The organism is Streptomyces sp. NPDC001903 (assembly GCF_042891345.1).
Taxonomy (GTDB): Bacteria; Actinomycetota; Actinomycetes; order Streptomycetales; family Streptomycetaceae; genus Streptomyces.
Genome location: NZ_JBIASZ010000001.1, coordinates 727435 through 752066, shown reverse-complemented (window position 1 = coordinate 752066; position 24632 = coordinate 727435). Strand labels below are relative to the sequence as shown.

The following is a 24632-nucleotide window of genomic DNA, read 5'->3' as shown; positions in this document are numbered from 1 at the left end:
CGGCTTCCGCCCGGCACACCGAGAGCACGCACCGGACACCGCGGGAGCGCCCTTCGGGCGCACGGCGCTACTTTGCGGACACCCCCTAGGGGGTGCCCACGACAGCGCCCCGGGTTCCGATCGGGACCCGGGGCGCTGTCGTGCGTACGGTCTGCGCTCAGTCGCCGATCAGGGCGTCCACGAACGCCTCCGGCTCGAAGGGCGCGAGGTCGTCGGGGCCCTCGCCCAGGCCGACGAGCTTGACCGGGACGCCGAGCTCGCGCTGGACGGCGACGACGATGCCGCCCTTGGCGGTGCCGTCGAGCTTGGTCAAGACGATGCCGGTGATGTCCACGACCTCGGCGAAGACGCGGGCCTGGGTCAGGCCGTTCTGCCCGGTGGTGGCGTCCAGGACCAGCAGGACCTCGTCCAGCGGGCCGTGCTTCTCCACGACGCGCTTGACCTTGCCGAGCTCGTCCATGAGGCCGGTCTTGGTGTGGAGCCGGCCGGCGGTGTCGATGAGCACCACGTCGGCTCCCTCGGCGATGCCCTCCTTGACCGCGTCGTAGGCGATCGAGGCCGGGTCGCCGCCCTCGGGGCCGCGCACCGTGCGGGCGCCCACGCGGTCGCCCCAGGTCTGGAGCTGGTCGGCGGCGGCGGCGCGGAAGGTGTCGGCCGCGCCGAGCACCACGGAGCGGCCGTCGGCGACGAGCACGCGGGCCAGCTTGCCGGTGGTCGTCGTCTTGCCGGTGCCGTTGACGCCGACGACCATCACGACGCCCGGGGTGTCCACGCCGCTCTCCGTCTTCACGGCGCGGTCGAAGTCGGTGCCGACCAGGGTCAGCAGCTCCTCCTTGAGCAGGGCGCGCAGGTCCGCGGGGGTGCGGGTGCCGAGCACCTTGACCCGCTCGCGGAGCCGGTCCACGAGCTCCTGCGTCGGCACGACACCGACGTCGGCGATCAGGAGGGTCTCCTCGATCTCCTCCCAGGTGTCCTCGTCGAGGTGCTCGCGCGAGAGCAGCGTGAGCAGCCCCTTGCCGAGCGAGTTCTGCGACCGGGCGAGGCGGGCGCGCAGCCGGACCAGGCGGCCGGCGGTGGGCTCGGGCACCTCGATCTCGGGTGCGGCCGGCGCCTCGGGCTCGGCGACGGCGGCGGGCGCCTCGGGAGCCGCAGCCTCCGCTTCGGGGAGGACGACCTCCTCGATCGTGCGGCGGGGCTCTTCCGCCGTCTCTACGGCGTCCTCCCCCACCTGCGGTTCGGCGGGCGGGGCAGTGATGGTCGGCGTGCTCGACGGTGCCGAGGGCGGCAGCTGCTTCTTCTTGCGGCTGCTGACCACGAGCCCGCTGATCGCGCCGACCGCGACCAGGGCGATGACTACAGCAAGGATGAGGATGTCCATAACCCGTCCAGTATCGGCCACGGCGGCCCCGGACCCCGGACTCCTGCGGTTCCAGCTGGGCCGTAAGGCTCTATTTGTGGACTTGGCGGCACATCTACGATGATGGGCGACTTACCCGTACGCCCTGCCCACCGGAGTACCGCATGCCTGCCGAGCCCGCCGACGGCGCGATACAGACGCCGACCGACCCGTCCGCCGAGACGTCGGTCGAGACCCGCGGCCTGGAGCCCGTACCGGACGGCGAGCGCACCGGGCGGGTCCGCGAGCTCGTGCCCACCTGGGTCGCCGCCAACATCAGCGTGCTGCTGCTGACCATGGGCGCCGGCCTGGTGATCTTCAACCAGCTCAACATCTGGCAGGTGCTGGTCGTCGCGATCGCCGCGCCCGTCGTCTCGTACGGGCTCGTCGGGCTGATCTCGATCGCCGGCAAGCGCGGCGGCGCCCCCGGCATGGCCCTGTCGCGGGCCGTGTTCGGCCAGCGCGGCAACCTCTTCCCGGGCGCCCTGATCTGGGTCGCGCGCTGGGGCTGGGAGACCATCAACGCGGTCAGCGGCGCCTTCGCCATGCTCACCGTGCTGGACCTGCTGTTCGGGGTGCGCAAGAACACCCTCCTGATCGTGGTCACCCTGGTGCTCTTCGTCGGCTGCACCTTCCTGGTGTCCGGCCTCGGCATCAGCGCACTGCGCGCGTGCTCGACCTGGTCGACGTACCTCTTCGGCGCCTTCAGCGTGCTCGTGCTCGGCTACCTGGTCGTGGAGAGCGACTGGTCCGCCGTCTTCGACAAGCCGGCCGGGTCGACCGCGATGATGATCGCCGGCATCGGCACCATCGCCGCGGGCGGCATCAGCTGGGTCCCGTCCGGGCCGGACTTCACCCGCTACCTGCCGCGCACGGCCTCCGCCAAGGGCATGGTCGGCGCGACGATCGGCGGCGCGGCCGTGGTCGTGATCCCGATGGTGCTGATGGGCGCGGTCATGGCGGTCGGCACCCCGGACCTGGCCACGGCGCAGGACCCGGTCTCCTTCATCGGCAATCTGCTGCCCGCCTGGATCGCGGTCCCCTACCTGCTGATCGCGCTCGTCGGCATGCTGCTGATCAACTCGATGTCCATGTACTCGGCCGGGTTCACGGCGCAGACCCTCGGCATCAAGGTCCCGCGCGCGGCGGCCGTCAGCGTCAACGCCGTCATCAGCCTGGTCTTCGGATTCCTGCTGATGGTGGTCGCGACCAGCTTCTTCGGCTCCTTCATCTCCTTCCTGACCCTGCTGGCCGTGGCGTTCTCGGCCTGGATCGGCGTCTTCGGCGTGGACATGCTGCGCCGGACCTCGTACGACGGCGCCGCGCTGCTGGACACCACCCGCACCAGCGCCTACTGGTACCGGGGCGGGTACGCCTGGCAGGCCATGACCGCGTGGGGCGCGGCCCTGGTCGTGGGGCTGCTCTTCACGAAGGTCGACTGGTTCGGCGGGCCGCTCGCGGACACCTGGATCGGCCGAAACGGCCTGGGCTGGGCGGCCGGCATCGTCACCTCGGGCGTGCTGTACGCCGTACTGCCGCGCACGGCGGCGCCGTCGGCCCCCGTGGCCGGGGCCGAGGAGCCCGGGCTCGCCACCGCCGGATCCCTGTCCAACTGACGCCACGTCAGCTAACGTCCCCCTTCGCCCGCGCACCCACATCCGGCGAAGGGGGACTTCTCCATGCCCATCACCGTGGCCCGGTTCAATCTCGTCGACCCGAACGGCACCCCCGAGTCCCTCTCCGCCCGTTACAAGGCCGCGCTGGAGATGGCGAAGTACGCGGACGACCGCGGCATCGACACCGTCCAGACCGAGGAGCACCACGGCGCCGCCAACAACTGGCTGCCCTCGCCGTTCGCCTTCGCGGGCGCCGTCTTCGGCGCCACCCGCCGGATCGCGGTCACCGTCTCGGCGATCATCGGCCCGCTGTACGACCCGCTGAAGGTGGCGGAGGACATCGCGGTCCTCGACCTGTTGAGCGGCGGCCGTCTCGTCACGGTCGCGGGCATCGGCTACCGGCCCGAGGAGTACGAGCAGCACGGCGTCGAGTGGGGCCGGCGCGGCCGGCTCCAGGACGAGCTGCTGGAAACCCTGCTGCGGGCGTGGACGGGCGAGCCGTTCGAGTACCGGGGCCGCACCGTACGGGTCACCCCGCGGCCCTTCACGCAGCCGCATCCGATGCTCCTGGTCGGCGGCAGCTCCAAGGCCGCGGCCCGGCGCGCGGCCCGGCTCGGGCTGCCGTTCTTCCCCAGCGCGCACCTGCCGGAGCTGGAGGCGTACTACCAGGCGCAGCTCGCGGAGCACGGGACGGAGGGCTTCTGCATGATGCCCGCGGCCGAGACCCCGCTGCTGCACATCGCGGAGGACCCGGACCGGGTCTGGGCCGAGTACGGCGAGCACTTCCTGCACGAGGCGGGCATGTACGCGTCCTGGCAGTCGAAGGACATCCGCAGCGCCGTACGGTCGGCCGCGCGCTCGGTGGCGGAGCTGCGCGCGGAGGGGGTCTACCGGGTGCTGACCCCGGACGAGGCGGTCGCGTACGCCCGGGGCGCGGGCGAGGCGGGGAACCTGGTGCTGCACCCGCTGTGCGGCGGGATGCCGCTGGACGAGGGCTGGCGCAGCCTGCACCTGCTCTGCGAACAGGTACTGCCCCGGCTCAAGGGCTGAGCCGGGGCAGTATCGAGGAGAAGGGGTGTTGGCGGGGGTGGTTACCCCATCTCCTCCAGCGCCTTGCCCTTGGTCTCCGGCACCCATTTGAGGATGAAGGGGATCGAGAGCAGGGCGAAGAACGTGTAGATCATGTAGGCGCCCGAGAGGTTCCAGTCGGACAGCGACGGGAACGTGACGGTGATGACCCAGTTGGCGATCCACTGGGCCGCGGCGGCCACACCGAGGGCGGCGGCGCGGATGCGGCCGGGGAACATCTCGCCCAGCAGCACCCAGACCACCACGCCCCAGGAGAGGGCGAAGAAGAGGACGAAGAGGTTGGCCGCGACCAGGGCGGTGATGCCCTGCGCGTGCGGCAGGGAGATGTCGTCGCCGGTTCCGGTCTTGAACGAGAACGCCCAGGCCGCCGTGCCCAGCGACAGCGCCATGCCCACGGAGCCGATGAGGGCGAGCGGCTTGCGGCCGAGCCGGTCCACGAAGATCATCGCGATCACCGTGCCGATGATGTTCACGACCGAGGTCTCGAAGGAGTACAGGAACGAGGAGCTCGCGTCGATGCCGACCGACTGCCACAGCGAGGAGCTGTAGTAGAAGATCACGTTGATGCCGACCAGCTGCTGGAAGACCGACAGGCCGATGCCGACCCAGACGATGGGCAGGAAGCCGAAGCGGCCGCCGAGCAGGTCCTTGAAGGTGGACTTCACCTCGGAGCGCATGGAGTGGTCGATCTCGCGGATGCGGGCGTCGGCGTCGATGCCCGAGCCCTCGACCTCGCGCAGGACCTCCTTGGCCTTCTCCGTGCGGCCGACCGAGACGAGGAAGCGCGGGGACTCCGGGATGACGAAGGACAGCAGGCCGTAGATCACGGCCGGCACGACCATCACGCCGAGCATCCACTGCCAGGCCTCGAGTCCGCCGATCTCACCGCGCTGGTCGCCACCCGCGAGGTTGAGGATGGCCCAGTTGACCAGCTGCGAGACGGCGATGCCGATGACGATGGCCGCCTGCTGGAAGGAGGCGAGCCGGCCGCGGTAGGCGGGCGGCGAGACCTCGGCGATGTAGGCGGGGCCGATGACGGAGGCCATGCCGATGCCGAAGCCGCCGATGACGCGCCACATGGCCAGGTCCCACAGGGCGAACGGCAGCGCGGATCCGAGGGCGCTCGCGGTGAACAGGACGGAGGCGATCTGCATGCAGCGGATTCGGCCGATCCGGTCGGCGAGGCGGCCCGCGGTGGCGGCGCCGATGGCGCAGCCGATCAGCGCCGCGGCGATCACCTGGGCGAGTGCGGCCGAGCCGACGTCGAAGCGGTCGCGGATGGCCTCCACGGCTCCGTTGATGACGGAGCTGTCGTAGCCGAAGAGGAAGCCGCCCATGGCAGCGGCCGCGGTGATGAAGATGACGTGGCCGAGGTGGTCGGGCTGGGACGCGTTTCCACCGCCCGACGCGGGTGCGTTCGCTGTGCTGGTCAAGGTGCGCTCCTGGGCCCGGCGGCGACGGCGGGCTGTGTGGGGGTCTCGTTGTTGCTTGCTCGTGTTCCTCTAGTGGCGCACAGCAAACTGCTTGCCACCACCTGAACGTCAACACGGCACAGCAGAGCCTATGGGTTCACTTTCTGAAGTCAATAGGAGAGATGAACCCGATTCTTCACAGAGCTGCCCCCGGGGCCCTCATGGAGTGTGTTCACTAAGTGAAGTGAAGGGTCAGCGAAGACGCTGGCTGATGACCTTGGAGACGCCGTCGCCCTGCATGGAGACGCCGTACAGCGCGTCGGCGACCTCCATCGTCCGCTTCTGGTGCGTGATGACGATCAGCTGGGAGCTCTCCTGGAGCTCCTCCATGATCCGGATCAGCCGCTGCAGGTTGGTGTCGTCGAGCGCGGCCTCGACCTCGTCCATCACGTAGAACGGGCTGGGCCGGGCCTTGAAGATGGACACCAGGAGGGCGACGGCCGTCAGCGAGCGCTCGCCGCCGGAGAGCAGCGAGAGCCGCTTGACCTTCTTGCCCGGCGGGCGGGCCTCCACGTCCACGCCGGTGGTCAGCATGTTGTCGGGGTCGGTGAGGATCAGCCGGCCCTCGCCCCCGGGGAACAGCCGCGAGAACACGCCCTCGAACTGCCGGGCCGTGTCCCGGTAGGCCTCGGTGAACACCTGCTCGACGCGCTCGTCGACCTCCTTCACCACCTGAAGGAGATCGGCCCGGGTCTTGCGGAGGTCCTCCAACTGCTCGCTGAGGAAGCGGTGGCGCTCCTCCAGCGCCGCGAACTCCTCCAGGGCGAGCGGATTGACCTTGCCGAGCTGCTGGTAGGCGCGCTCCGCCGCCTTGAGCCGCTTCTCCTGCCGGGCGCGTACGAAGGGACCCGGCTCGGCATCGGCGTCGGGGGCCTCGCCCTCGGCGGGCGGGCTCGGCGGTACGGGCTGGTCGGGCCCGTACTCGGCGACGAGCCCCGCCGCCTCCATCCCGAACTCCTCCAGGGCGCGCGACTCCACCTGCTCGATGCGCAGCCGCTTCTCGGCGCCGAGCACCTCGCCGCGGTGGACGGAGTCGGTGAGTTTGTCGAGCTCGCCCTTCAGGTCGCGGCCGCGGCTCCGGGCCTCGCCGAGCTCCCGTTCGCGCAGGCCCTTGGCGTGCTCGGCCGCGGCGCGCTCCTGCTCGGCGCGGCGCAGCGAGACCTCCAGGTGTGCGAGGAGCTGCCGGGCCCCGTCGGCGACGGCGCGGGCGACTTCGGCCTCGTGGCGCAGCCGGGCCCGGCGGCGCTCGGCCCGGGCGCGGGCCTCCCGTTCGGCGCGGGCGCCGCGGTCCAGGGAATCGGCCCGGCCGGCCAGCCCCTTGACCCGCTCCTCGTGCGTCCTGAGCTGCAGCCGGGCTTCCATCTCGGTCTGGCGGGCGTTGGCCCCGTCGGCGGCGAGCCGGTCGCGCACCGCGGTGTCCGGCTCCTGACCACCACCGTCCCCGAGGGGGTCGTTCTCCTCGGCGACGGCCAGCCGTTCGGCGCACTCCTCGACCTCGGCCAGCGCCTGCTCCAGCGCGTCCTGGGCCTTGGCCGCGGCGGCGGCGCTGCGCTCGGCCTCGCCTGCGGCCCCCTTGGCCTGCCCGGCGAGGCGCCCCAGCTGCTGCGCCGCCCCGGCCCGGGCCTGCTCCCCGGCCCGCCGCCGCTCGCCGATCTCCTCGACCCGCGCGGCGAGCTCGCGCCGCAGCGCCTGGGCGCGATCCCGCGCCGTGGCGCCGTCCGCGCATTCGGCGTCCAGCCGCACCAGTTCGGCGTCGGCTTCGTCGACGGCGGCCTGCACCTCGATCAGACTGGGCGCCCCGGCGGACCCCCCGTGCGCGAGATGGGCGCCGAGCACGTCTCCGTCCCGGGTCACGGCAACGAGTCCGGGCCGCGCCCCGACGACCCGCTCGGCCTCGTCGAGGCCGCCGACGACGACGTACTCCCGCAGCACCCACCCCACGGCCCGCACGGCCCCGGCGTCCCCCTGCACCAGCCCCGCGGCCGGCAGCGCCGCGGAGCCGGGGTCCGGGTCGGCGCCCGGCTCCCGGGCGGGGGCGGTGAGGCCCACCGGGGACAGGACGTCTGCGCCGGTGGCGGCCGGCCCGGGCAGGGGCGCCCCGGACGGCGAACCCGCCTGGGGCCGGGCGGTTTCGGCGCCGCCCGGGCCCGCGGCCTGCCCCGGGAGCGGGGTCGCGGCCGAACGGCCCGCCGCCGCGCCCTCCGCGGCCTGCGCGCCGGCCGCGGCCTGGACGGGGAAGGGATTCCCGGACGGCGAACCCGCCCGGGGCCCGGCCTCGCCCTGGTCCGGGATCGAGCCGCCCGCCGGCGCAGGTGTGATCAGGAGGGTGGCCCGGCCGGCGTCCGTGGCCCGCAGGTGCCGGATGGCGTCGGCCGCCGCGGCCGGCGAGGACACCGCCAGCGCGTCCGCGGCCGCGCCGAGCGCCGCCGCCACCGCCACCTCGTACCCCGGCGTCACCGACAGCCGCTCCGCCGCCGGCCCCAGCAGCCCCGCAAGCCTCTCCCGCGCGGCGAGCAGTGCTCCCGTGCCGTCCTTCCTCCGCAGCCCGAGCGCCAGGGCGTCCCGCCGCGCCGACACCGCCGCCCGCGACTTCTCCGCGGTCGCCGCCGCGTCCCGCGCCTGCGCCAGCGCGGCCTCCGCGTCGGCCAGCTCCGCCCGCGCCGTCTCGTACTCCCCGTCCACCGCCGGATCTTCGAGCCCGCCGACCTCCTCGGCCAGCGCCTCGTACTCCGCCTGCGCGACCCCGGCCCGGGACTCGGCCTCGTCCCGCGCCGCCACCAGCCGGTCGATCTCCGCCTGCGCGGCCCCCGCACGGGACCTGGCCGCGCCCAGCCGGCCCGTCAGGCGCGCCAGCCCCTCGCGCCGATCCGCGATGGCCCGCGCCGCGTCCCGCAGCCGCCGCTCCTCCGCGGCCAGCGACCGCTCCAGCTCCGCCCGGTGCTCGACGGTGTCCTCCAGGGCCCGCGACGCCGCCTCCAGCGCGGCCGTCAGCTCCGCCTCCTGTTCGCGGATCCGCGCGGCCTCCCGCTCCATGTCCTCGGGATCGCGGCCGCGCCGCTCCTCCTCCGGAGCCGCGGCCGAGGCCGATGTGACCCGCGCGTCGGCCAGGGACGCGGTCCCCCGTACCCGCTCCGCCAGCTGCGAGAGCTCGTACCAGGTCTGCTGCGCCCGCTGGAGCCGCGGCGTCAACTGCCGCACCGTTTCCTCAAGCTCCGCCTCGCTCCGCACCGCCTGCGCGAGCTGTGCCTCGGCGGCCTCCTTGCGCTCCTTCAGCGCCGTCTCGTCCGCGATCTCCGCGTCGAGCGCACCGCGCAGCGTCACCAGGTCGTCGGCGAGCAGGCGCAGCCGCGCGTCGCGCAGGTCGGCCTGGATGACGGCGGCCCGCCGGGCCACCGCGGCCTGGCGCCCCAGCGGCTTCAGCTGGCGCCGCAGTTCCTCGTTGAGGTCCTGCACGCGCGCGAGGTTCGCCTGCATCGCGTCGAGCTTCCGCAGCGCCTTCTCTTTGCGCTTGCGGTGCTTGAGTACGCCGGCCGCCTCCTCGATGAAGGCGCGCCGGCCCATCGGGTCCGCGTGCAGGACCGAGTCCAGCTGGCCCTGCCCGACGATGACGTGCATCTCGCGGCCGATGCCGGAGTCGGAGAGCAGCTCCTGGATGTCGAGCAGGCGGCAGGTGTCACCGTTGATCTGGTACTCGCTGCTGCCGCCGCGGAACATGATGCGCGTGATCGTGACCTCGGCGTACTCGATCGGCAGGGCGCCGTCGGAGTTGTCGATGGTCAGTGACACCTCGGCCCGCCCGAGCGGCGGCCGCCCGGTGGTGCCGGCGAAGATGACGTCCTCCATCTTGCCGCCGCGCAGGGACTTGGCACCCTGCTCCCCCATGACCCAGGACAGCGCGTCCACCACATTGGACTTGCCCGAGCCGTTGGGGCCCACCACACACGTAATGCCGGGCTCGAAGCGCAGGGTGGTTGCGGAGGCGAAGGACTTGAAGCCACGCAGGGTCAGGGACTTGAGGTGCACGCCGCCGGACTCTACCTTTCGCGTTCGGTTTCACCCATGAAGGTGCAGGGCACAACCGACGTTAAAGGAATCGTCCCCCCACCTGGCCCAAGCAAGAAAGAAGGGACGCCGAAGCGTCCCTTGCAGATCATGCGGGGCTGGAGTCGAGCGACGGGTAGAGCGCGGATCAGGTGAGCGCAGGCTCCGCCTGGGGTACGTCGATGTCGATGCGGTCCAGCAGCGAGTCTCCGTGCTGAGCGGCGGCCGCATTCAGCGCGTCGTTTTCGGACTGAATCCGTGTGAGCTCGGACTCGAGGTCCTGGACGCGCTGCTGAAGCCGTCGCATCTCGGCGAGGAGTCGCGGATCGGAACCGCCGACGTAACCGAGAAGCGCCTTTGCCATGATGGATGGTCCTCCACACTGAGTGACCGACCGAAGCGGTGTGGGTCGTGAGGGAATCGCACCCGCGGATGTCCGGCAGCGACTGTCAGTCACTGCGCTTCATACTGCCAGCACTGCCAAACAGCTCAGGTGCGCGGGGCTTCCAGCGTCTCACCAAAAAGTTTGACGGTCAACACGATCACGCCCCGTATCGGCGGGCAGCCCGGCTCTCCCAAGGGATGTGGAGATCGTCCGCTGTTCCGAGCCTTCCACGGAACGGCGCCTCCGGCAACGCGTCGAGAGCGGAACGCGCAGATCCGGCCGGGTGCGGACCGTCCGGAGGTGTGATCAGTACATGATCGGCCGATCCCTCAACGGATCGCGAACCCGTCGTAGCCACCGCGCGGTGTACCCCAGATCTCTGTCACTCCGTCCACCCTCCCGGGCGTGTCGGCGGAGCGCAGCCAGTCGAGGAGCCGGTGGCAATTCTCACGTTGACCTTCGGCCACCACCTGCACTCGCCCGTCGTCGAGGTTGAGCGCGAACCCGAGGACCCCGCCGATCTCCAGGGCATTGGCCCTGGTGAACCAGCGGAAGCCCACTCCCTGTACACGGCCGCGCACCCACGCGGTCATGCGGACGTCTTCATTCATGCGTGAACGCTAACGGGGCGAGGAGTTTCGCCCCACATCGCCCCCGGCGCCCCATCGCGTACAGTCGCGCACCAGTGAACTCACCCATTTGGGTGAGTAAGGGATGATCTTGAGCCGCAAGGAAGGCACGTCGCCGATGGGACGCCACCGACTTCACGCCGCGCCGGTCCGCGACGGCAACCGCCGCACCCTCGTGCGCTCCGCCCTGCTGGGCGGCGCCGTGGCCGTCGCCCTCGGCACGGCTGCGGTGACCACGGGCATGGTGCCGGTCGGCGGCTCGTTCCCCTACGTGGGCGTCAGCGCCGACGGCTCGGCCGCGAAGTCGCAGGCCAAGGCCGCGGCCGAGGCGGAAGCCTCGCCGAGCCCGGCTCCCGTGACCGAGCAGGGCGGCCTCGCCAACCTCTCCGGCCGCGCCTCCGCGGGCCCCGACACGGGTGGCCCGTCACCCGCGGCCTCCCCGTCGCCTTCGACCTCCCCTTCTCCGGCGGCCTCGCCGACCCCCTCCGCCTCGCCGACCCCGTCGGCCTCCGCATCCGCCTCCACCCCCGCTCCACCCAAGGTGCAGGCGAAGCCGCAGAAGAGCCCCCCGCCGATCCCGGTCCCGGTGCCCCCGAAGCCGGCCGCCCCGAAGCCCCCCGCTTCGCCCACCCCGCCCGCCCCGCCCGCCCCGACGCCCGACGGCGGCCACTCCGCGGAGGAGAGCGCCGTGCTCACCCTGGTCAACCAGGAGCGCGCGCAGGCGGGCTGCGGCCCGGTCCGGGCCAACCCGCCGCTCGCGTCGCTGGCCGCCGCCTTCAGCAAGGACATGGCCACCCGCGGCTTCTTCGACCACACCGACCCCGACGGGAACACCCCGTGGGACCGCGCCACCAAGGCGGGTCTCGCCGGGCTCGGCGGCGAGAACATCGCCCGCGGCCAGGGCGACGCCCAGGCGGTCATGAACGCCTGGATGAACAGCCCCGGCCACAAGGCGAACATCCTCAACTGCGAATTCCGCACCCTCGGCGTCGGCGTGTACGTCGCCGACGGCGGCCCCTGGTGGACCCAGGACTTCGGCTTCTGACCGAAGCGCGCTTACCAATCGAAAGCGCACTCTTCTGGCCAGCGCTGTGCGGAGCTAAGCTGGTCGACATGGACACTGAACCGCCGTTCGACGCCTTCGCGCGCGCGTGCCCGTCCCGGGAGACCCTGGAGCACGTCACGGGCCGCTGGGGCAGCCTCACCGTGGGCGCCCTGCGCGACGGCTCGTGCCGGTTCAACGAGCTGCGCCGCAAGGTCGACGGCGTGAGCGAGAAGATGCTCTCCCAGACCCTGCAGGCACTGGAGCGCGACGGCATCGTCAACCGCGAGGCGCAGCCGACGAACCCGCCGCGCGTCGACTACGAGCTGACCCCGCTCGGCGTCGAGATCGCCGACCGGCTGCTCGCGCTCATCCACTTCCTCGAAGGCAGCATGCCCCGGGTCATCGGGGCCCGGGAGTCCTACGACGCCGCGCGCGGCGGCCGCTGACAGCGCGGGCAGAAGTAGCTGGACCGGTTCATCCACGGGCGGCGCCGCATCGGGGTGCCGCAGCGCCGGCAGGGCTCGTCCTCGCGCCCGTAGGCGTCGAGCGAGCGGTCGAAGTAGCCGGATTCGCCGTTCACGTTGACGTACAGGCTGTCGAAGCTGGTGCCGCCGACCTCGAGGGCCGCGTTCATCACGTCCCGCACGTGGCCGAGGAGTTCCGCGCTCCGGGGGCGCGTCAGCGTGGCCGTGGCGCGCTCGTAGTGCAGTCGCGCCCGCCACAGCGCCTCGTCCGCGTAGATGTTGCCGACCCCGCTGATCAGGGACTGGTCCAGCAGGGCCCGCTTGACCGTGGTCCGCTTGGCGCGCAGCGCCGCGTGGTAGGCGGCCTCGTCGAAGAGGGGGTCCAGCGGGTCCCGGGCGATGTGCGCGATGACGTCGGGCAGCCCGTCGGGGGTGTTCTCGTGGAGCGAGAGCCCGCCGAAGGTGCGCTGGTCGACGAAGCGGAGCTCGGTCCCGGCGGCGTCATCGAAACGCACGCGGATGCGCAGGTGCTTCTCGTCCGCGGCCCCTTCCGGCTGCACCAGGAGCTGTCCGCTCATCCCGAGGTGCCCGAGCACCGAGAGGTCCCGCCCCTCCAGGGGCAGCCACAGGTACTTGCCGCGCCGTTGGGGGACGCCGATCGTCCGGCCCGTCAGCCGGGCGGCGAAATCGGCCCCGCCTGCCGGGTGGCGGCGTACCGCGCGCGGGTGGAGCACCTCGACGGCCGCGACGGTCCGGCCGGCCACCCAGCGTTCCAAGCCCCGCCGTACGACTTCGACTTCGGGCAGCTCGGGCACGGCGGTCCTCCGGGGGCGATGCGGTCGTGGTGCGTTCGGGTGGCTCCCGGCGAGCGTACCGGCCTCCCCCGTCCGGCCCGGAAACGGGTCCGCCCGCCCCTGCACGGCGGCAGGGGCGGGCGGGAGATCCCGAAGGAAGGGCTCAGCCGTTCGGCGTCGGATCGGCGGGCGTCGGCGACCCGCCGTCCTCGGCCGACGCCGGGACCACGGCGTCGGCCCCGGTGTCGGCCGGAGCCGTCACCGCGACCTGGGCGGCTGCGGATGCCGCGGCTTCCGCCGCGATCCGCTCGTCCGCCTTGGCCCGGATACCGCGCCATGCGGACTCCGCTGCCTGCTGTTCCGCTTCCTTCTTGCTGCGGCCGGTGCCGGTGCCGTACGAGACACCACCGACGCGGGCGGCAGCGGTGAAGGTCTTCTCGTGGTCCGGACCGGTCTCGGTGACCAGGTATTCCGGTACACCGAGGCCTTCGGCCGCCGTGAGCTCCTGGAGACTGGTCTTCCAGTCCAGGCCGGCCCCGAGGTTCGAGGACTTCTCGATGAGCGGGTCGAAGAGCCGGTGAACCAGCTCCGAGGCCGCGTCGAGGCCCTGGTCGAGGTAGACCGCGCCGATCACCGCTTCAAGGGTGTCGGCGAGGATGGAGGCCTTGTCCCGGCCACCCGTGCCCTCTTCGCCCCGGCCGAGCCGGATGAAGGAGCCGAGGTCGAGGCCGCGCCCGACCTCCGCCAGTGCGCGCGAGTTGACCACCGCGGCCCGAAGCTTGGCCAGCTGGCCTTCGGGCAGGTCGGGGTGGGTCGTGTACAGCGTGTCCGTGACCACCAGGCCGAGCACGGAGTCCCCGAGGAACTCCAGGCGCTCGTTGGTGGGCAGACCGCCGTTCTCGTACGCGTACGAGCGGTGGGTCAGTGCACGCACCAGAAGGGCGGACTCGAGTCGATACCCGAGCCGCCCTTCCAGAAGCGTGTGGGACGAGGCCGCGTTGTTACTGTCTGCCTGCTTCTCAGCGTTGGACAGCTCAGACATTGCGCCTCTCACCAGCCGCTCAGACCTCGAGGACCTGGCGCTTGTTGTAGGTGCCGCAGCTCGGGCACGCGATGTGCTGGAGCTTCGGCTCCTGGCAACGCTCACACGAAACCAGGGTGGGGACCGCAGCCTTCCACTGCGACCGGCGGTGGCGCGTGTTGCTGCGCGACATCTTCCGCTTCGGAACAGCCACGGCTACTTCTCCTGCTTCTCGGCGGCGCCCTGAACTCCGTCAGAGGCAGTGCCGCTCATGTTGTCCTTCTCGCCGTCCTGATCGGTCACGACGAGTCCTTGCAATGCCGCCCAACGGATGTCGACGGCGTCATGGTGGTGGTCCGGGTCGTCGTTCAGGCTGAGCCCGCAATCGGGGCACAGTCCGAGACAGTCCTCCCGGCACACCGGCTGCATGGGCAGTGCGAGCACCACCACATCACGCAGCACGGGTTCGAGGTCGAACAAGCCGTCCTCGAGGAAGAGCGTGTCCTCGTCGTCCTCGGCGTCGTCGGCCGGCTCCGCCTTTGCGCGGCTCCGGTCGTCGGCGTCAGGGTACGAGAACATCTCCTGGAAATCCGCCTTGAGCTCGCGCTCGACGGACTCCAGACACCTTACGCACTCCCCTACGGCCGATGCACGGGCGGTGCCTGTGACAAGCACCCCTTCCATGACCGACTCCAGGCGGAGGCTGAGCTTCACCGGGGCGCCTTCCGGCACTCCGATGACCCCGGCGAGACCGAAGTCCGCCGGTGCCGCGATCTCACGGGACAGCCGCTGCATGGCACCAGGACGCCGACCCAGCTCGTGCGTGTCGAACACGAGGGGGTTGCGGTGGTCGAGGCGGGTATTCAGGGCCGTTCCTGCTTTCACAGATCGCTGAAGATCAAAGATTCCGCCACATGTGGGCAGCATGGATCGCGGTGCATACGCGCGACCGAAGAGCCAGGATACCCGGCGCTTCGCTCTGAGCCCAATCCGGCCTCAGCGACCCTGTTCGTACTGGCGCAGCTGGTCCAGGTTGATCATGCTCGTGTCGAAGAAGCTGGTCTCGTCGAGCGCGGGCTGCTGCGGGGTCTGCTGTGCGTGCTCGCCGCCCTGCGGCTGCTGCCGGTAGGCCGCGTAGGGGTCCGGCTGCTGCTCGTAGCCCATGGCCGCGTACGGGTCCGGCTGCTGGACCTGCTGCTGGTAGGCGTAGGGGTCCCCGTAGGAGGGCGCGGCGTATGCCGCTCCGGTGGAGCCGGTGCTCGCACCGGGGTAGGCGTCCTGCTGCTGGGGCTGCTGGTAGCCGTACGCGTCGTACTGGGGCTCCTGCTGGGCCTGCGCCGGGATCGCCGGGGCCGCGGGCGCCATCGGGGCCGCCGGCTCCGCCAGGCCCGCCAGGAAGTCCGCGTCGCTCGCCGAGCGGGACTGCTGCGAGCCCGCGGCGTCCTGGGCGGCCATGTGCGCGCCGAGGTCGTCCGTGGGCACCCGGCCCAGCAGCTTCTGGCGGCCCCGGCCGACCGCCTCCAGGGTCTTGGAGAGCACCGCCTCGAAGGTCGCCAGCTTGGTGTCCACGTACGCGTCGGCCTGCTCGCGCTGCGTCTGCGGATCATGGCTGCGCTCGGGCGCCTCGGCGTCCGGGTAGCCCTGCTCGTCGAGCCCGGGCCCGCGGCCCAGCAGCTTCTCGCGGCCGCGGTCGACCGAGCCGATGGTCTTGCTGAGCACGACCTCGAAGTTCGCGAGCTTGCTGTCGACGTAGTCGTCGGCCTCGGCCCGGATCTCCTCGGCCTCCCGGCGGGCGTCCGCCAGGATCCGGTCCGCCTCGGCCTGCGAGCGGCGCGCGACCTCGGTGTCGGAGATCAGCGAACCGCGCTGGGCGTGCGCCGACTCGATGATCCGCTCCGCCTCGCGGCGGGCGTCCTCGACCATCTGCTCCCGGCCGCCGATGAGCTCCTGCGCCTGCGCGAGCGAGCCGGGCAGCGCCTGGCGCACCTCTTCGAGCTGCGCGAGCAGCTCGGCGCGGTTGATCACGCAGGAGGCCGACATGGGCATGGACCGGGCGCCGCCGACGGCCGCGACGATCTCGTCGAGCTTCTTCTGCACGTCCATGGGGGCTCGCACTCTCTCGGCCTCGGGCGGTTCCTGAGACGGACGGGACGACTGTAAGGCCACCGGGTGGACGCCCGACACCGCACTGACGGCCCGTCAGTCGGTCAGCGGTTGGCGAGCCGCTCGGTCAGCGCCGCGTGCACGTGCGGCGGCAGCAGGTGGGCCACGTCGCCGCCCCAGGTCGCGACCTCCTTGACCAGGGAGGACGACAGGAAGCTGTAGGTCGGGTTGGTCGGCACGAACAGCGTCTCGACCCCCGAGAGCCCCATGTTCATCTGGGCCATCTGCAGCTCGTAGTCGAAGTCGCTGACCGCGCGCAGGCCCTTGACGATGGCCGGGATGTCGCGCTGCTTGCAGAAGTCGACGAGCAGTCCGTGGAAGGACTCCACCTCGACGTTGCCGTAGTCGGCGGTCGCCTCGCGGATCAGCTCGATCCGCTCCTCGACGGTGAACAGCCCCTGCTTGGACTGGTTGATCATCACGGCGACGTGCACGACGTCGTAGAGCCGGGAGGCTCGGCCGATGATGTCGAGGTGTCCGTTGGTGATGGGGTCGAATGACCCGGGACAGACGGCTCGGCGCAACTTGGGTCCCTCGCTCTCCGATGCGGGCATCATGAGTCTTCGCTGGTGAAGGCGGCGCGACCGTACCAAAGGGTGCCTTCGCCGTACTTGCGGGAGCGCAGCGGCTCGAAGCCTTCGGGCCACGGGAAGGCGCCGCTGCGCGTGCTGCGCTCCACGGTGACGAGCGCATCGTCCGTGAGCCAGCCATTGGCGCGGAGTGTGAGGAGGATCTCGCCAAGATCGTCGTGGCCGACGGCGTACGGCGGGTCCAGGAAGACGACGTCGTACGGGTCCGCGCCCGACGGGACCGCCACGATCTGCTCCGCCTTGCCCGCCCGGAACTCGGCGCCGGGCAGGCCCAGCGCCTTGATGTTGTCCCGGATCGCCTTGGCGGCCTTGGCCTCGGGCTCCACCAGCAGCGCGTGGGCCGCGCCGCGGGAGAGGGCCTCCAGGCCGACGGCGCCGGAACCCGCGTACAGGTCGAGCACCCGGGCTCCGCCGAGGCCGTGCAGCGACTCCCAGGTCGAGAAGAGGCCTTCGCGCATCCGGTCCGAGGTCGGCCGGGTGCCGGTGCCCGGGGGCACGGTCAGCCGTCGCCCGCCGGCGCTGCCGGCGATCACGCGGGTCATCTGGGGTCCTTCGGTACGACGGTGATGGCTACTGCGGAGTCCAACGATAGGTCGTACGGCCCGGGACGGCCCCGGCCGGTGCCGGGCGACGAGGGCTCAGCCCTTCTCCAGGTACTGCTCGCGCTCGGTGTCCAGCAGGGCGTCCAGGGCGCTGCGCAGCCCCGGCAGCCCCTGCAGCTCGGGGTCTTCGGCGACCACGCGGGTGGCCTCCTCCCGGGCCTGGGCGATGACCTCCTCGTCCTCGATGACCGCGAGCATGCGCAGCGAGGAGCGCACGCCCGACTGGGCCTGGCCGAGGACGTCGCCCTCCCGGCGCTGTTCGAGGTCGATGCGGGAGAGCTCGAAGCCGTCGAGGGTGGCGGCGACCGCGGCGAGCCGGGCCCGGGCGGGGCTCGCCTCGTGCATCTCGCTGACGAGCAGGCACAGGCCGGGCGCGGAGCCGCGGCCGACGCGGCCGCGCAGCTGGTGGAGCTGGGAGACGCCGAAGCGGTCCGCATCCATGATCACCATGACCGTGGAATTCGGGACGTTCACCCCGACCTCGATGACGGTGGTGGCGACCAGCACCTTGACCTCGCCGGCCGCGAAGCGGCGCATGACGTCGTCCTTGTCGGCCGGGTCCATCCGCCCGTGCAGCACCTCCACCGACAGCCCGGCGAGCGGCCCGCGCCGGAGCTGCTCGGCGATCTCCAGGACGGCCAGCGGGGGCCGCTTCTCCGCGTCGTCCTCGGCGGAGGCCTTCTTCTTGGGGTCGTCCTCGCCGTCGCCGATGCGCGGGCACACCACATACGCCTGGTGCCCGTTCTCGACCTCCTCGCGCACCCGCTCCCAGGCGCGGGTCAGGAAGTGCGGCTTGTCCTTGGCCGGTACGACGTGGGTGGCGATCGGGGAGCGGCCGGCGGGCAGCTGGTCGAGGACGGAGGTCTCCAGGTCCCCGAAGACGGTCATCGCGACGGTGCGCGGGATCGGGGTCGCGGTCATGACCAGCAGGTGCGGGGGCTGCTTCCCCTTGGAGCGCAGCGCGTCGCGCTGCTCGACGCCGAAGCGGTGCTGTTCGTCGACGACGACCAGGCCGAGGTCGTGGAACTGCACCTTGTCCTCGATGAGGGCGTGCGTGCCGATCACGATGCCCGCCTCGCCGGTGACCAGGTCGAGCAGGGCCTGGCGGCGCGCGGGCATCCCCATGGACCCGGTGAGCAGCACGACCTTGGTCCCCTGGTCGGAGCCGCCGAGCATTCCCCCCTCGGCGAGCTCGCCCATCATCTCGGTGATGGACCGGTGGTGCTGCTGGGCGAGCACCTCGGTGGGCGCGAGCATGGCGGCCTGCCCCCCGCAGTCCACGACGGCGAGCATGGCCCGCAGCGCCACCATCGTCTTCCCGCTGCCGACCTCGCCCTGGAGGAGGCGGTGCATGGGGTGGTCCGTGGCCAGGTCTTCGAAGATCTCGCGGGAGACGGTCTGCTGGCCGTCGGTGAGGGTGAAGGGGAGTTTGGCGTCGAAGGCGTCGAGGAGGCCGCCCGGGGCGGGACGGCGGGGGACGGCCGGGAGCTGGGAGTCGGCGTGCCGGCGGCGGGCCAGGGCGACCTGGAGGACGAACGCCTCGTCCCACTTCAGCCGCTGCCGCGCGTCCTCGATGTCGGCCTTGGCGGCGGGCCGGTGGATCTTCAGCAGGGCCTCGGTGAGCGGGACCAGCCCGCGGCCCTCGCGCAGGGCGTCGGGCAGCGGGTCCACGGCCTCCCCGGCGCTGGGCAGTACGGCGTCCACGCACTTGGCGATCTTCCAGGACTCCAGCTTGGCGCAGGCCGGGTAGATCGGGATGAGCTGGTTCGCGAAGGCGGTCGCGGCGTCCCGGTCGGAGGCGTCCGCGCCGAGCGGCTCGTAGGCGGGGTGGGAGAGCTGGAGCTTGCGGTTGAACATGCCGACCTTGCCCGCGAACATGGCGCGGGTGCCCGGCAGCAGGTCCTTGTGCGGCTTGTGGACGCCCGCCCCGAAGAAGACCAGCTGGAGACGGCCGCTGCCGTCGGTGATGGTCACCTCCAGGCGTTTGCCGCGGCCCCCGTTGAAGGTCAGGATCCGGGCGTCGGCGACCTGGGCGACGACCGTCACGTGCTCGTCGATCTGGTCGGCGAGCTCGGCCAGCGAGGTCAGCTCGCCGCGCTCGGCGTACCGCCGCGGGTAGTGGTGCAGCAGGTCCAGGGCCGTGTGCAGGCCGAGCTGCTCGGCCAGCACCTTGGCGGTGGCGGGGCCGAGCGTCTTCTTGAGGTCTTCGTCGAGCGCGGGCACGCCTTCATTGCACACCATGGCGCTGACAAGTCGGCTATTCGACCCCGATGAGCAGGGGCGCCGAGTACCGCCCGCCGCGGTAGGTGACGGTGTCCACCGCCAGGTGCCCGTGCTGTACGTACGCCTCCAGGCGTTCGGCGAGGGCGTCGGGCACCTCCGGCCCCAGGACCAGGGTGACGAGTTCGCCGCCGGAGCCCAGCATCCGCTCCAGGACCGCCTGGGCGGTCTCGTCGAGGCCGGAGCCGATGACGGCGACGTCCCCGTCGATGAGCCCGAGCACGTCCCCGGCCTGGCAGATGCCGGCGGAGGTGAAGGACTGCCGTTCGGCGACGGCGAGTTCCCCGTAGCGGGTGGCTCCGGCGGCCGCGGTCATGGCGACGACGTCCTCGTCGAAGCTGCCCTCCGGATCGTGGACGGCGAGGGCGGCCAGGGCCTGGACTGCGGACCGGGTGGGGATGACGGCCACCCGTACGCCGTCGGCGCGGGCCTGTTCGGCGGCGGCGGACGCGACGGCGCGCTGGTCGGCGCCGCCGGGCAGCAGCACCACCTCGCGGGCGTGCGCCCGCCGGATGGCGTCGACGAGCGCGGCGGCCTCGGGGACCTCCCCGGGGCGGGCGAGCACGGTGGTCGCTCCCGCCTCCCCGCACAGCCCGGCCAGCCCCTCGCCCGGGACCACGGCGACGACGGCCCGCTGGACGCGTTCACCGCGCGCCCTGCGCCGCTCGTCGCCGAAGTGGGTGATGCGGATCCGGTACGGCCGCCCGGCGACCACGCCGGCCTCCACGGCGGCGCCGGGGTCGTCGACGTGGACGTGCACGTTCCACAGTCCGTCGCCGCCGACCACCACCAGGGATTCCCCGAGTCCGTCGAGGCGCTCGCGCAGCAGGGCCACGGCCGGCTCGGCGGCCTCCAGCAGGTAGATGACCTCGTACGCGGGCCCGCCCTGCTCCTCGGCCTCGCAGGGCTGCGGCGGCCGCGGTACGGGCACGGCCCGGCCGCGTACGGCCTCGGCGGCGGGCTGCAGGCCGGACAGCGCCTGCCACAGGGCCCCGAGTACGGCGACCAGCCCGCAGCCCCCGGCGTCGACCACTCCGGCCCGGCCGAGCTCGGCCAGCTGCCCCGGGGTGTCCGCGAGGGCCGCGCGGGCCGCGTCGTAGGCGGCCCGGGCCACGTCGGCGGCGGTCCCGGCGGCCGCCCCGACCGCCTCGCCGGCGCGCGCCGCCGCGGCGGCGACGGTGAGCATCGTGCCCTCCACCGGGTGCGCGACGGCCCGGTAGGCCTCCTCGGCGGCCCGGGTCAGCGCCTCGGCCAGCAGCGGGCCGGACCCGCGCTCCCCCGGCCCGTCGCCGAGCACGTCGGCCACTCCGCGCAGCAGCTGCGCCAGGATCGTTCCGGAGTTCCCTCGGGCGCCTATGAGGGCGCCGTGCGCGTAGGCCCGTACGGCGTGGGAGAGGGAGGCGGCCGCGACCGCGGAATCCGGGTCGCCGGCTGTGGTCTCGCTCACGCCCGCGGGTGGTGTTCCGAGGGCCTCGGCCAGGGCGCGGTCGGCGGACTCGGCGGTCAGGTAGAGGTTGGTCCCGGTGTCCGCGTCCGCGACGGGGTAGACGTTGATCGCGTCGATGTCCTCGCGGGCCCGGCCCAGCGCGGCCACGGCCAGCGAGCTCCAGGTGCGCACCGCTTCGGCGTCGAGCTCGTCGGGGCGCTGCGGCTGCGGCTCGTGCTGCACCGGGCGTTCCTCCTTGTGCGGGCCAGGGTTCACCGCAGGGTAACCAAGGACTGCGGGGTGTCAGGGGCCCCGGGCGGGATCGGCGGCGGCCATGGTAGTTTTCTTGGACGGGCGCAGTCGTTGTATGCTGCTCCGGTTGCCCGATGAGAGTCGGGCCAATTCCCCCGGCAAACCACTCAGACTTCTCCAGACTTCTGATCCGGTGCGCCGGATTTCACTGTAAGTGCATCTGAAGTCTTTGGAGTGACCTGTGGCTGCCAACTGCGACGTTTGCGCCAAGGGGCCGAGCTTCGGCAACAACATCTCCCACTCGCACCGCCGCACCTCGCGTCGCTGGAACCCGAACATCCAGCGCGTTCGTGCCATGGTCAGTGGGACGCCGAAGCGCCTCAACGTCTGCACCTCGTGCATCAAGGCCGGCAAGGTCTCGCGCTGACGCCAACCGTCGTAGCGCAGCCCTTTCCGGTTGCCAAGAAGGCCGGTCCACCTCGTGGGCCGGCCTTTTGCCTTCCGCTTGCCTGGACCGACCGGGCATGTGAAGACCACCGCGTCGCATGACGCGGTGGTCTTCTGCCGTTCCAGCGCCGTCAGCGGTTCCACTGCCAGGCGTGGTCCACCGGGCCGATGCCGCCGCCGAGGGCGAAGCCGGCCGCGATGGCGCCGCTCACGTACTCCTTGGCCTCCATGACGGCCTGCGGCACGTCCTGGCCCTTGGCGAGCCCCGCGGCGATCGCGGCGGCGAGGGTGCAGCCGGTGCCGTGGGTGTGCCGGTTGTCGTGGCGCGGTGCCCGCAGCCACAGCAGCGTGTCCCCGTCGGTGAGCAGGTCGGCGGCCTCGCCGCCGTGGGCGGCCAGGTGCCCGCCCTTGATGAGCGCCCACTCGGGCCCGTACGCGAGCACGGCGTCGGCGGCCCGCCGCATGTCGTCCTCGCTCTCCACGACCACGCCCGTGAGCTGGGCCACCTCGTCCAGGTTGGGAGTGGCCACGGTGGCCCGCGGCAGCAGCTCCTTGCGTACGGCGTCCAGCGCCGAGGCGGCGAGCAGCGCGTCCCCGTGCTTGGAGACCCCGACCGGGTCGACGACGGCGGGGGCGGAGGTGGCGGCCAGCAGTTCCGCCACCGTCTCCACGAGCGCGGTGGAGGCCAGCATCCCGGTCTTGACCGCGTGCACGCCCATGTCGTCCACGACGGCCCGGTACTGGGCCTTCACGGCCTCGGCGGGCAGTTCCCAGACCCCCTGCACCCCGAGGGAGTTCTGCGCGGTCACGGCGGTCACCACGCTCATCCCGTGCACGCCGAGTGCCAGCATCGTCTTGAGGTCGGCCTGGATCCCGGCGCCACCGCCGGAATCGGATCCGGCGACGGTCAGGCACAGCGGTGGCGCGTCGGTCATCTGGAGGTCTCCTCGGTGGACGGGTCGGAGCCGAAGTGGTCCCAGCCGCCGGTGCTCGTCCAGGGGGCGCCGTCCACGGTCACCTGGGGCAGCGCGGACCGGTTCAGCACCTCCCCGATGACCTTCCACCGGGCCGGCAGTTTCACGTCGGGCGGGAAGGTCGCCACGATGGCGTGATCTTCCCCTCCGGTGAGCACCCACTGCAAGGGGTCAACCCCGACGGCCTGCCCGATGTCGTGCATCTGCGTCGGGATGTCGACGGCCGCCGAGCGCAGGTCGATCCGTACCTTGCTGGCCTCGGCGATGTGCCCGAGGTCGGCGATCAGGCCGTCGCTGACGTCGGTCATCGCGGTGGCGCCGAGTCCGGCGGCCGCGGGGCCCGCGTGGTACGGGGGTTCGGGGCGCCGGTGCGCCTCGACGAAGGCCCGCGGGGAGCGGAACCCGCGCGAGAGCACGGCGAATCCGGCCGCGGACCAGCCCAGCCAGCCCGTGACGGCCACGACGTCGCCGGGCTGGGCGCCGGAGCGCAGCACGGGCTCGTGGTTGCGCAGGTCGCCGAGGGCGGTGATGGCCACGGTGATGGTGTCCCCGCGGACGACGTCGCCGCCGACCACGGCCGCGCCGGCGACCTGGCACTCGTCGCGGATGCCGTCCATCAGCTCGGTGGGCCAGGTGACCGGCAGCTCGGCCGGGACGACGAGGCCGAGCAGCAGCGCCGTCGGCACCGCGCCCATGGCCGCGATGTCGGCGAGGTTCTGCGCGGCGGCCTTGCGGCCGACGTCGTACGCGGTGGACCAGTCGCGCCGGAAGTGCCTGCCCTCGAGCAGGATGTCGGTGCTCGCCACGACCCGCCGGTCGGGGGCCGACACGACCGCGGCGTCGTCGCCCGGTCCGAGCCGGACCGCCGGGGTGGTGGTGAGCCGTGAAGTGAGCTCCCGAATGAGCCCGAACTCCCCCAGCTCGCCCACAGTGCCCTTCATCGCTGTGCCCCTTCTTGCCCAGTCCGCTTGCGGTCGCGAGCCGTCACAGCTCTGGGTACCGTCAACAGATACGTCAACTTCTGCTCTCCGTACGCCCCGCTGTGCGTGGCGCCGTGCCCCCGGGTCTCCCCGTGGTGCTCGGCAACGCGGTACCGTGGCGTCCCTTCTTCCCCGGGCCCACCCGAATCCCTGGGCCCACCCGAAGGTTAGGGGAATCGATCCTCGTGGCCGCCCTGGAGGTTCCGTGGTACAGGCGTACATCCTTATCCAGACCGAGGTGGGCAAGGCGTCGTTCGTCGCCGAGTCCATCAGCCAGATCCCGGGGGTGATCCAGGCCGAGGACGTGACGGGCCCGTACGACGTGATCGTGCGCGCCCAGGCCGACACCGTGGACGAGCTCGGCCGCATGGTCGTCGCCAAGGTGCAGCAGGTGGAGGGCATCACCCGCACCCTGACCTGCCCGGTGGTCCATCTGTAGCCCCCGTCTACTCTTGGCCGGTGATGACCCACCACCGCCGGCCCCTGCGTCTGCCCGCCCTGCCCGTACTGGTCGCGGTACTGGCCCTCGCGGGCTGTACCCCGGGTGATTCCGAAGCCCGGGTGGACCCGCCGCCCACGCCGCCCGCCGACGTCGCGGGGTTCTGTGCAGCACTGCACAAGGAGCTCCCGGAGACGGTGGCCGGCCTGGCGCGGGCCGAGGCAGCGCCGAAGTCGGATCTGACCGCCGCGTGGGGCGGCTCGGCGATCGTACTGCGGTGCGGTATCCCCAAACCCCCCGAGATGGCTGATCCGAAGCAGGAGGGCGTCGAGGTCAACGGCGTCCGCTGGCTGCTGAAGCAGATCCCCGACAGCGATGGCGGGGGGTTCCGGTTCATCACCGGGATGCGGCTCGCCTACACCGAGGTCCGGGTCGACAAGGAGCATGCCACGGATGCGGGGATGCTCGTCGGACTGTCCGCCGTGGTGGCCAGGACCGTCCCCGAGGGCATCTCCTCGTACTGACGG

23 protein-coding genes are annotated in these 24632 nt (G+C 72.3%); 7 read left to right on the top strand and 16 right to left on the bottom strand.

Going from position 1 to position 24632, the window contains the following annotated elements; genetic code table 11:
- Positions 1-157: 157 nt before the first annotated feature.
- Entirely contained in the window at positions 158-1378 is a 1221-nt protein-coding gene (gene ftsY / locus ACFYZS_RS03475; protein WP_389006241.1) for a signal recognition particle-docking protein FtsY, read from the bottom strand.
- 143 nt (positions 1379-1521) lie between these two features.
- On the opposite strand from ftsY, the gene ACFYZS_RS03470 reads away from it, so the two are divergent.
- A complete protein-coding gene (locus ACFYZS_RS03470) occupies positions 1522-3012 on the top strand; it encodes a cytosine permease (protein WP_389006239.1) in 1491 nt (496 codons plus the stop codon).
- 63 nt (positions 3013-3075) lie between these two features.
- A complete protein-coding gene (locus tag ACFYZS_RS03465) occupies positions 3076-4062 on the top strand; it encodes an LLM class flavin-dependent oxidoreductase (RefSeq protein ID WP_389006237.1) in 987 nt (328 codons plus the stop codon).
- 41 nt (positions 4063-4103) lie between these two features.
- Here the strand turns inward: ACFYZS_RS03465 and ACFYZS_RS03460 are convergent, their stop codons facing one another.
- From ACFYZS_RS03460 to ACFYZS_RS03445, 4 genes are all read right to left on the bottom strand, one after another.
- Positions 4104-5534, bottom strand: a complete 1431-nt coding sequence (locus ACFYZS_RS03460; protein ID WP_389006235.1) for a sugar porter family MFS transporter — start codon at positions 5532-5534, stop codon at positions 4104-4106.
- Positions 5535-5765: 231 nt separating this feature from the next.
- Positions 5766-9596 (bottom strand): AAA family ATPase, encoded by a 3831-nt coding sequence (locus tag ACFYZS_RS03455; protein ID WP_389006233.1) that lies wholly within the window; start codon positions 9594-9596, stop codon positions 5766-5768.
- A 166-nt stretch (positions 9597-9762) separates the two neighbouring features.
- Positions 9763-9978 (bottom strand): hypothetical protein, encoded by a 216-nt coding sequence (locus tag ACFYZS_RS03450; protein WP_030859887.1) that lies wholly within the window; start codon positions 9976-9978, stop codon positions 9763-9765.
- 350 nt (positions 9979-10328) lie between these two features.
- Positions 10329-10610: an acylphosphatase gene (locus tag ACFYZS_RS03445; protein WP_030859890.1), complete on the bottom strand. Its 282-nt coding sequence runs from the start codon at positions 10608-10610 to the stop codon at positions 10329-10331.
- Positions 10611-10746: 136 nt separating this feature from the next.
- On the opposite strand from ACFYZS_RS03445, the gene ACFYZS_RS03440 reads away from it, so the two are divergent.
- A complete protein-coding gene (locus ACFYZS_RS03440) occupies positions 10747-11673 on the top strand; it encodes a CAP domain-containing protein (protein ID WP_389006230.1) in 927 nt (308 codons plus the stop codon).
- A gap of 68 nt (positions 11674-11741) precedes the next feature.
- Complete coding sequence (locus ACFYZS_RS03435) at positions 11742-12119, top strand: winged helix-turn-helix transcriptional regulator (protein WP_389006228.1); 378 nt, start codon at positions 11742-11744, stop codon at positions 12117-12119.
- Here the strand turns inward: ACFYZS_RS03435 and mutM are convergent.
- From mutM to ACFYZS_RS03390, 9 genes are all read right to left on the bottom strand, one after another.
- Positions 12092-12952, bottom strand: a complete 861-nt coding sequence (gene mutM, locus ACFYZS_RS03430; RefSeq protein ID WP_389006226.1) for a bifunctional DNA-formamidopyrimidine glycosylase/DNA-(apurinic or apyrimidinic site) lyase — start codon at positions 12950-12952, stop codon at positions 12092-12094. The genes ACFYZS_RS03435 and mutM overlap by 28 nt on opposite strands.
- A 142-nt stretch (positions 12953-13094) precedes the next feature.
- A complete protein-coding gene (gene rnc, locus ACFYZS_RS03425; protein ID WP_389006224.1) occupies positions 13095-13973 on the bottom strand; it encodes a ribonuclease III in 879 nt (292 codons plus the stop codon).
- Positions 13974-13992: 19 nt separating this feature from the next.
- Entirely contained in the window at positions 13993-14166 is a 174-nt protein-coding gene (rpmF, locus tag ACFYZS_RS03420; protein WP_003965982.1) for a 50S ribosomal protein L32, read from the bottom strand.
- A gap of 2 nt (positions 14167-14168) precedes the next feature.
- The gene (locus ACFYZS_RS03415) at positions 14169-14879 is read right to left on the bottom strand and encodes a DUF177 domain-containing protein (protein WP_099889285.1); all 711 of its coding nucleotides are present in this window, start codon (positions 14877-14879) and stop codon (positions 14169-14171) included.
- A 69-nt stretch (positions 14880-14948) separates the two neighbouring features.
- Positions 14949-16055: a DivIVA domain-containing protein gene (locus tag ACFYZS_RS03410; RefSeq protein ID WP_389006222.1), complete on the bottom strand. Its 1107-nt coding sequence runs from the start codon at positions 16053-16055 to the stop codon at positions 14949-14951.
- A gap of 104 nt (positions 16056-16159) precedes the next feature.
- Positions 16160-16639 (bottom strand): pantetheine-phosphate adenylyltransferase, encoded by a 480-nt coding sequence (coaD, locus tag ACFYZS_RS03405; RefSeq protein WP_199813636.1) that lies wholly within the window; start codon positions 16637-16639, stop codon positions 16160-16162.
- 29 nt (positions 16640-16668) lie between these two features.
- Complete coding sequence (gene rsmD / locus ACFYZS_RS03400; RefSeq protein ID WP_389006220.1) at positions 16669-17247, bottom strand: 16S rRNA (guanine(966)-N(2))-methyltransferase RsmD; 579 nt, start codon at positions 17245-17247, stop codon at positions 16669-16671.
- 96 nt (positions 17248-17343) lie between these two features.
- A complete protein-coding gene (recG, locus tag ACFYZS_RS03395) occupies positions 17344-19548 on the bottom strand; it encodes an ATP-dependent DNA helicase RecG (RefSeq protein WP_389006218.1) in 2205 nt (734 codons plus the stop codon).
- A gap of 16 nt (positions 19549-19564) precedes the next feature.
- Positions 19565-21256 carry a DAK2 domain-containing protein gene (locus ACFYZS_RS03390; protein WP_389006216.1) on the bottom strand — a complete coding sequence of 564 codons (1692 nt, stop codon included), beginning with the start codon at positions 21254-21256 and terminating at the stop codon, positions 19565-19567.
- Between the two features lie 250 nt (positions 21257-21506).
- Here ACFYZS_RS03390 and rpmB point away from each other — a divergent pair, with 250 nt between their 5' ends.
- Entirely contained in the window at positions 21507-21692 is a 186-nt protein-coding gene (gene rpmB / locus ACFYZS_RS03385) for a 50S ribosomal protein L28 (protein ID WP_030298506.1), read from the top strand.
- Positions 21693-21843: 151 nt separating this feature from the next.
- Here the strand turns inward: rpmB and thiD are convergent, their stop codons facing one another.
- Together thiD and ACFYZS_RS03375 are read right to left on the bottom strand one after the other, a co-directional pair.
- Entirely contained in the window at positions 21844-22647 is an 804-nt protein-coding gene (thiD, locus tag ACFYZS_RS03380; RefSeq protein WP_389006214.1) for a bifunctional hydroxymethylpyrimidine kinase/phosphomethylpyrimidine kinase, read from the bottom strand.
- Positions 22644-23627, bottom strand: coding sequence for a thiamine-phosphate kinase (locus ACFYZS_RS03375; RefSeq protein WP_030162829.1), 984 nt, complete (start codon positions 23625-23627; stop codon positions 22644-22646). The genes thiD and ACFYZS_RS03375 overlap by 4 nt, the downstream gene beginning before the upstream one ends.
- 244 nt (positions 23628-23871) lie before the next feature.
- Between ACFYZS_RS03375 and ACFYZS_RS03370 the strand changes: the two genes are divergently transcribed.
- On the top strand, positions 23872-24105 hold the full coding sequence (locus ACFYZS_RS03370) for an Lrp/AsnC family transcriptional regulator (RefSeq protein WP_030162831.1): 234 nt from the start codon (positions 23872-23874) through the stop codon (positions 24103-24105).
- A gap of 23 nt (positions 24106-24128) precedes the next feature.
- A complete protein-coding gene (locus ACFYZS_RS03365; protein ID WP_389006211.1) occupies positions 24129-24629 on the top strand; it encodes a DUF3515 domain-containing protein in 501 nt (166 codons plus the stop codon).
- Positions 24630-24632: the final 3 nt, after the last annotated feature.

What these genes read in the sequence shown, in the direction of transcription:
- thiD (WP_389006214.1), bottom strand. Translation starts at nt 22,647, where the DNA reads ATGACCGACGCGCCACCGCTGTGCCTGACCGTCGCCGGATCCGATTCC.
- ACFYZS_RS03465 (WP_389006237.1), top strand. Translation starts at nt 3,076, where the DNA reads ATGCCCATCACCGTGGCCCGGTTCAATCTCGTCGACCCGAACGGCACC.
- recG (WP_389006218.1), bottom strand. Translation starts at nt 19,548, where the DNA reads ATGGTGTGCAATGAAGGCGTGCCCGCGCTCGACGAAGACCTCAAGAAG.
- ACFYZS_RS03365 (WP_389006211.1), top strand. Translation starts at nt 24,129, where the DNA reads ATGACCCACCACCGCCGGCCCCTGCGTCTGCCCGCCCTGCCCGTACTG.
- ACFYZS_RS03470 (WP_389006239.1), top strand. Translation starts at nt 1,522, where the DNA reads ATGCCTGCCGAGCCCGCCGACGGCGCGATACAGACGCCGACCGACCCG.
- rsmD (WP_389006220.1), bottom strand. Translation starts at nt 17,247, where the DNA reads ATGACCCGCGTGATCGCCGGCAGCGCCGGCGGGCGACGGCTGACCGTG.
- ACFYZS_RS03450 (WP_030859887.1), bottom strand. Translation starts at nt 9,978, where the DNA reads ATGGCAAAGGCGCTTCTCGGTTACGTCGGCGGTTCCGATCCGCGACTC.
- ACFYZS_RS03375 (WP_030162829.1), bottom strand. Translation starts at nt 23,627, where the DNA reads ATGAAGGGCACTGTGGGCGAGCTGGGGGAGTTCGGGCTCATTCGGGAG.
- ACFYZS_RS03410 (WP_389006222.1), bottom strand. Translation starts at nt 16,055, where the DNA reads ATGGACGTGCAGAAGAAGCTCGACGAGATCGTCGCGGCCGTCGGCGGC.
- ACFYZS_RS03435 (WP_389006228.1), top strand. Translation starts at nt 11,742, where the DNA reads ATGGACACTGAACCGCCGTTCGACGCCTTCGCGCGCGCGTGCCCGTCC.
- ftsY (WP_389006241.1), bottom strand. Translation starts at nt 1,378, where the DNA reads ATGGACATCCTCATCCTTGCTGTAGTCATCGCCCTGGTCGCGGTCGGC.
- rnc (WP_389006224.1), bottom strand. Translation starts at nt 13,973, where the DNA reads ATGTCTGAGCTGTCCAACGCTGAGAAGCAGGCAGACAGTAACAACGCG.
- ACFYZS_RS03445 (WP_030859890.1), bottom strand. Translation starts at nt 10,610, where the DNA reads ATGAATGAAGACGTCCGCATGACCGCGTGGGTGCGCGGCCGTGTACAG.
- ACFYZS_RS03415 (WP_099889285.1), bottom strand. Translation starts at nt 14,879, where the DNA reads ATGCTGCCCACATGTGGCGGAATCTTTGATCTTCAGCGATCTGTGAAA.
- ACFYZS_RS03440 (WP_389006230.1), top strand. Translation starts at nt 10,747, where the DNA reads ATGGGACGCCACCGACTTCACGCCGCGCCGGTCCGCGACGGCAACCGC.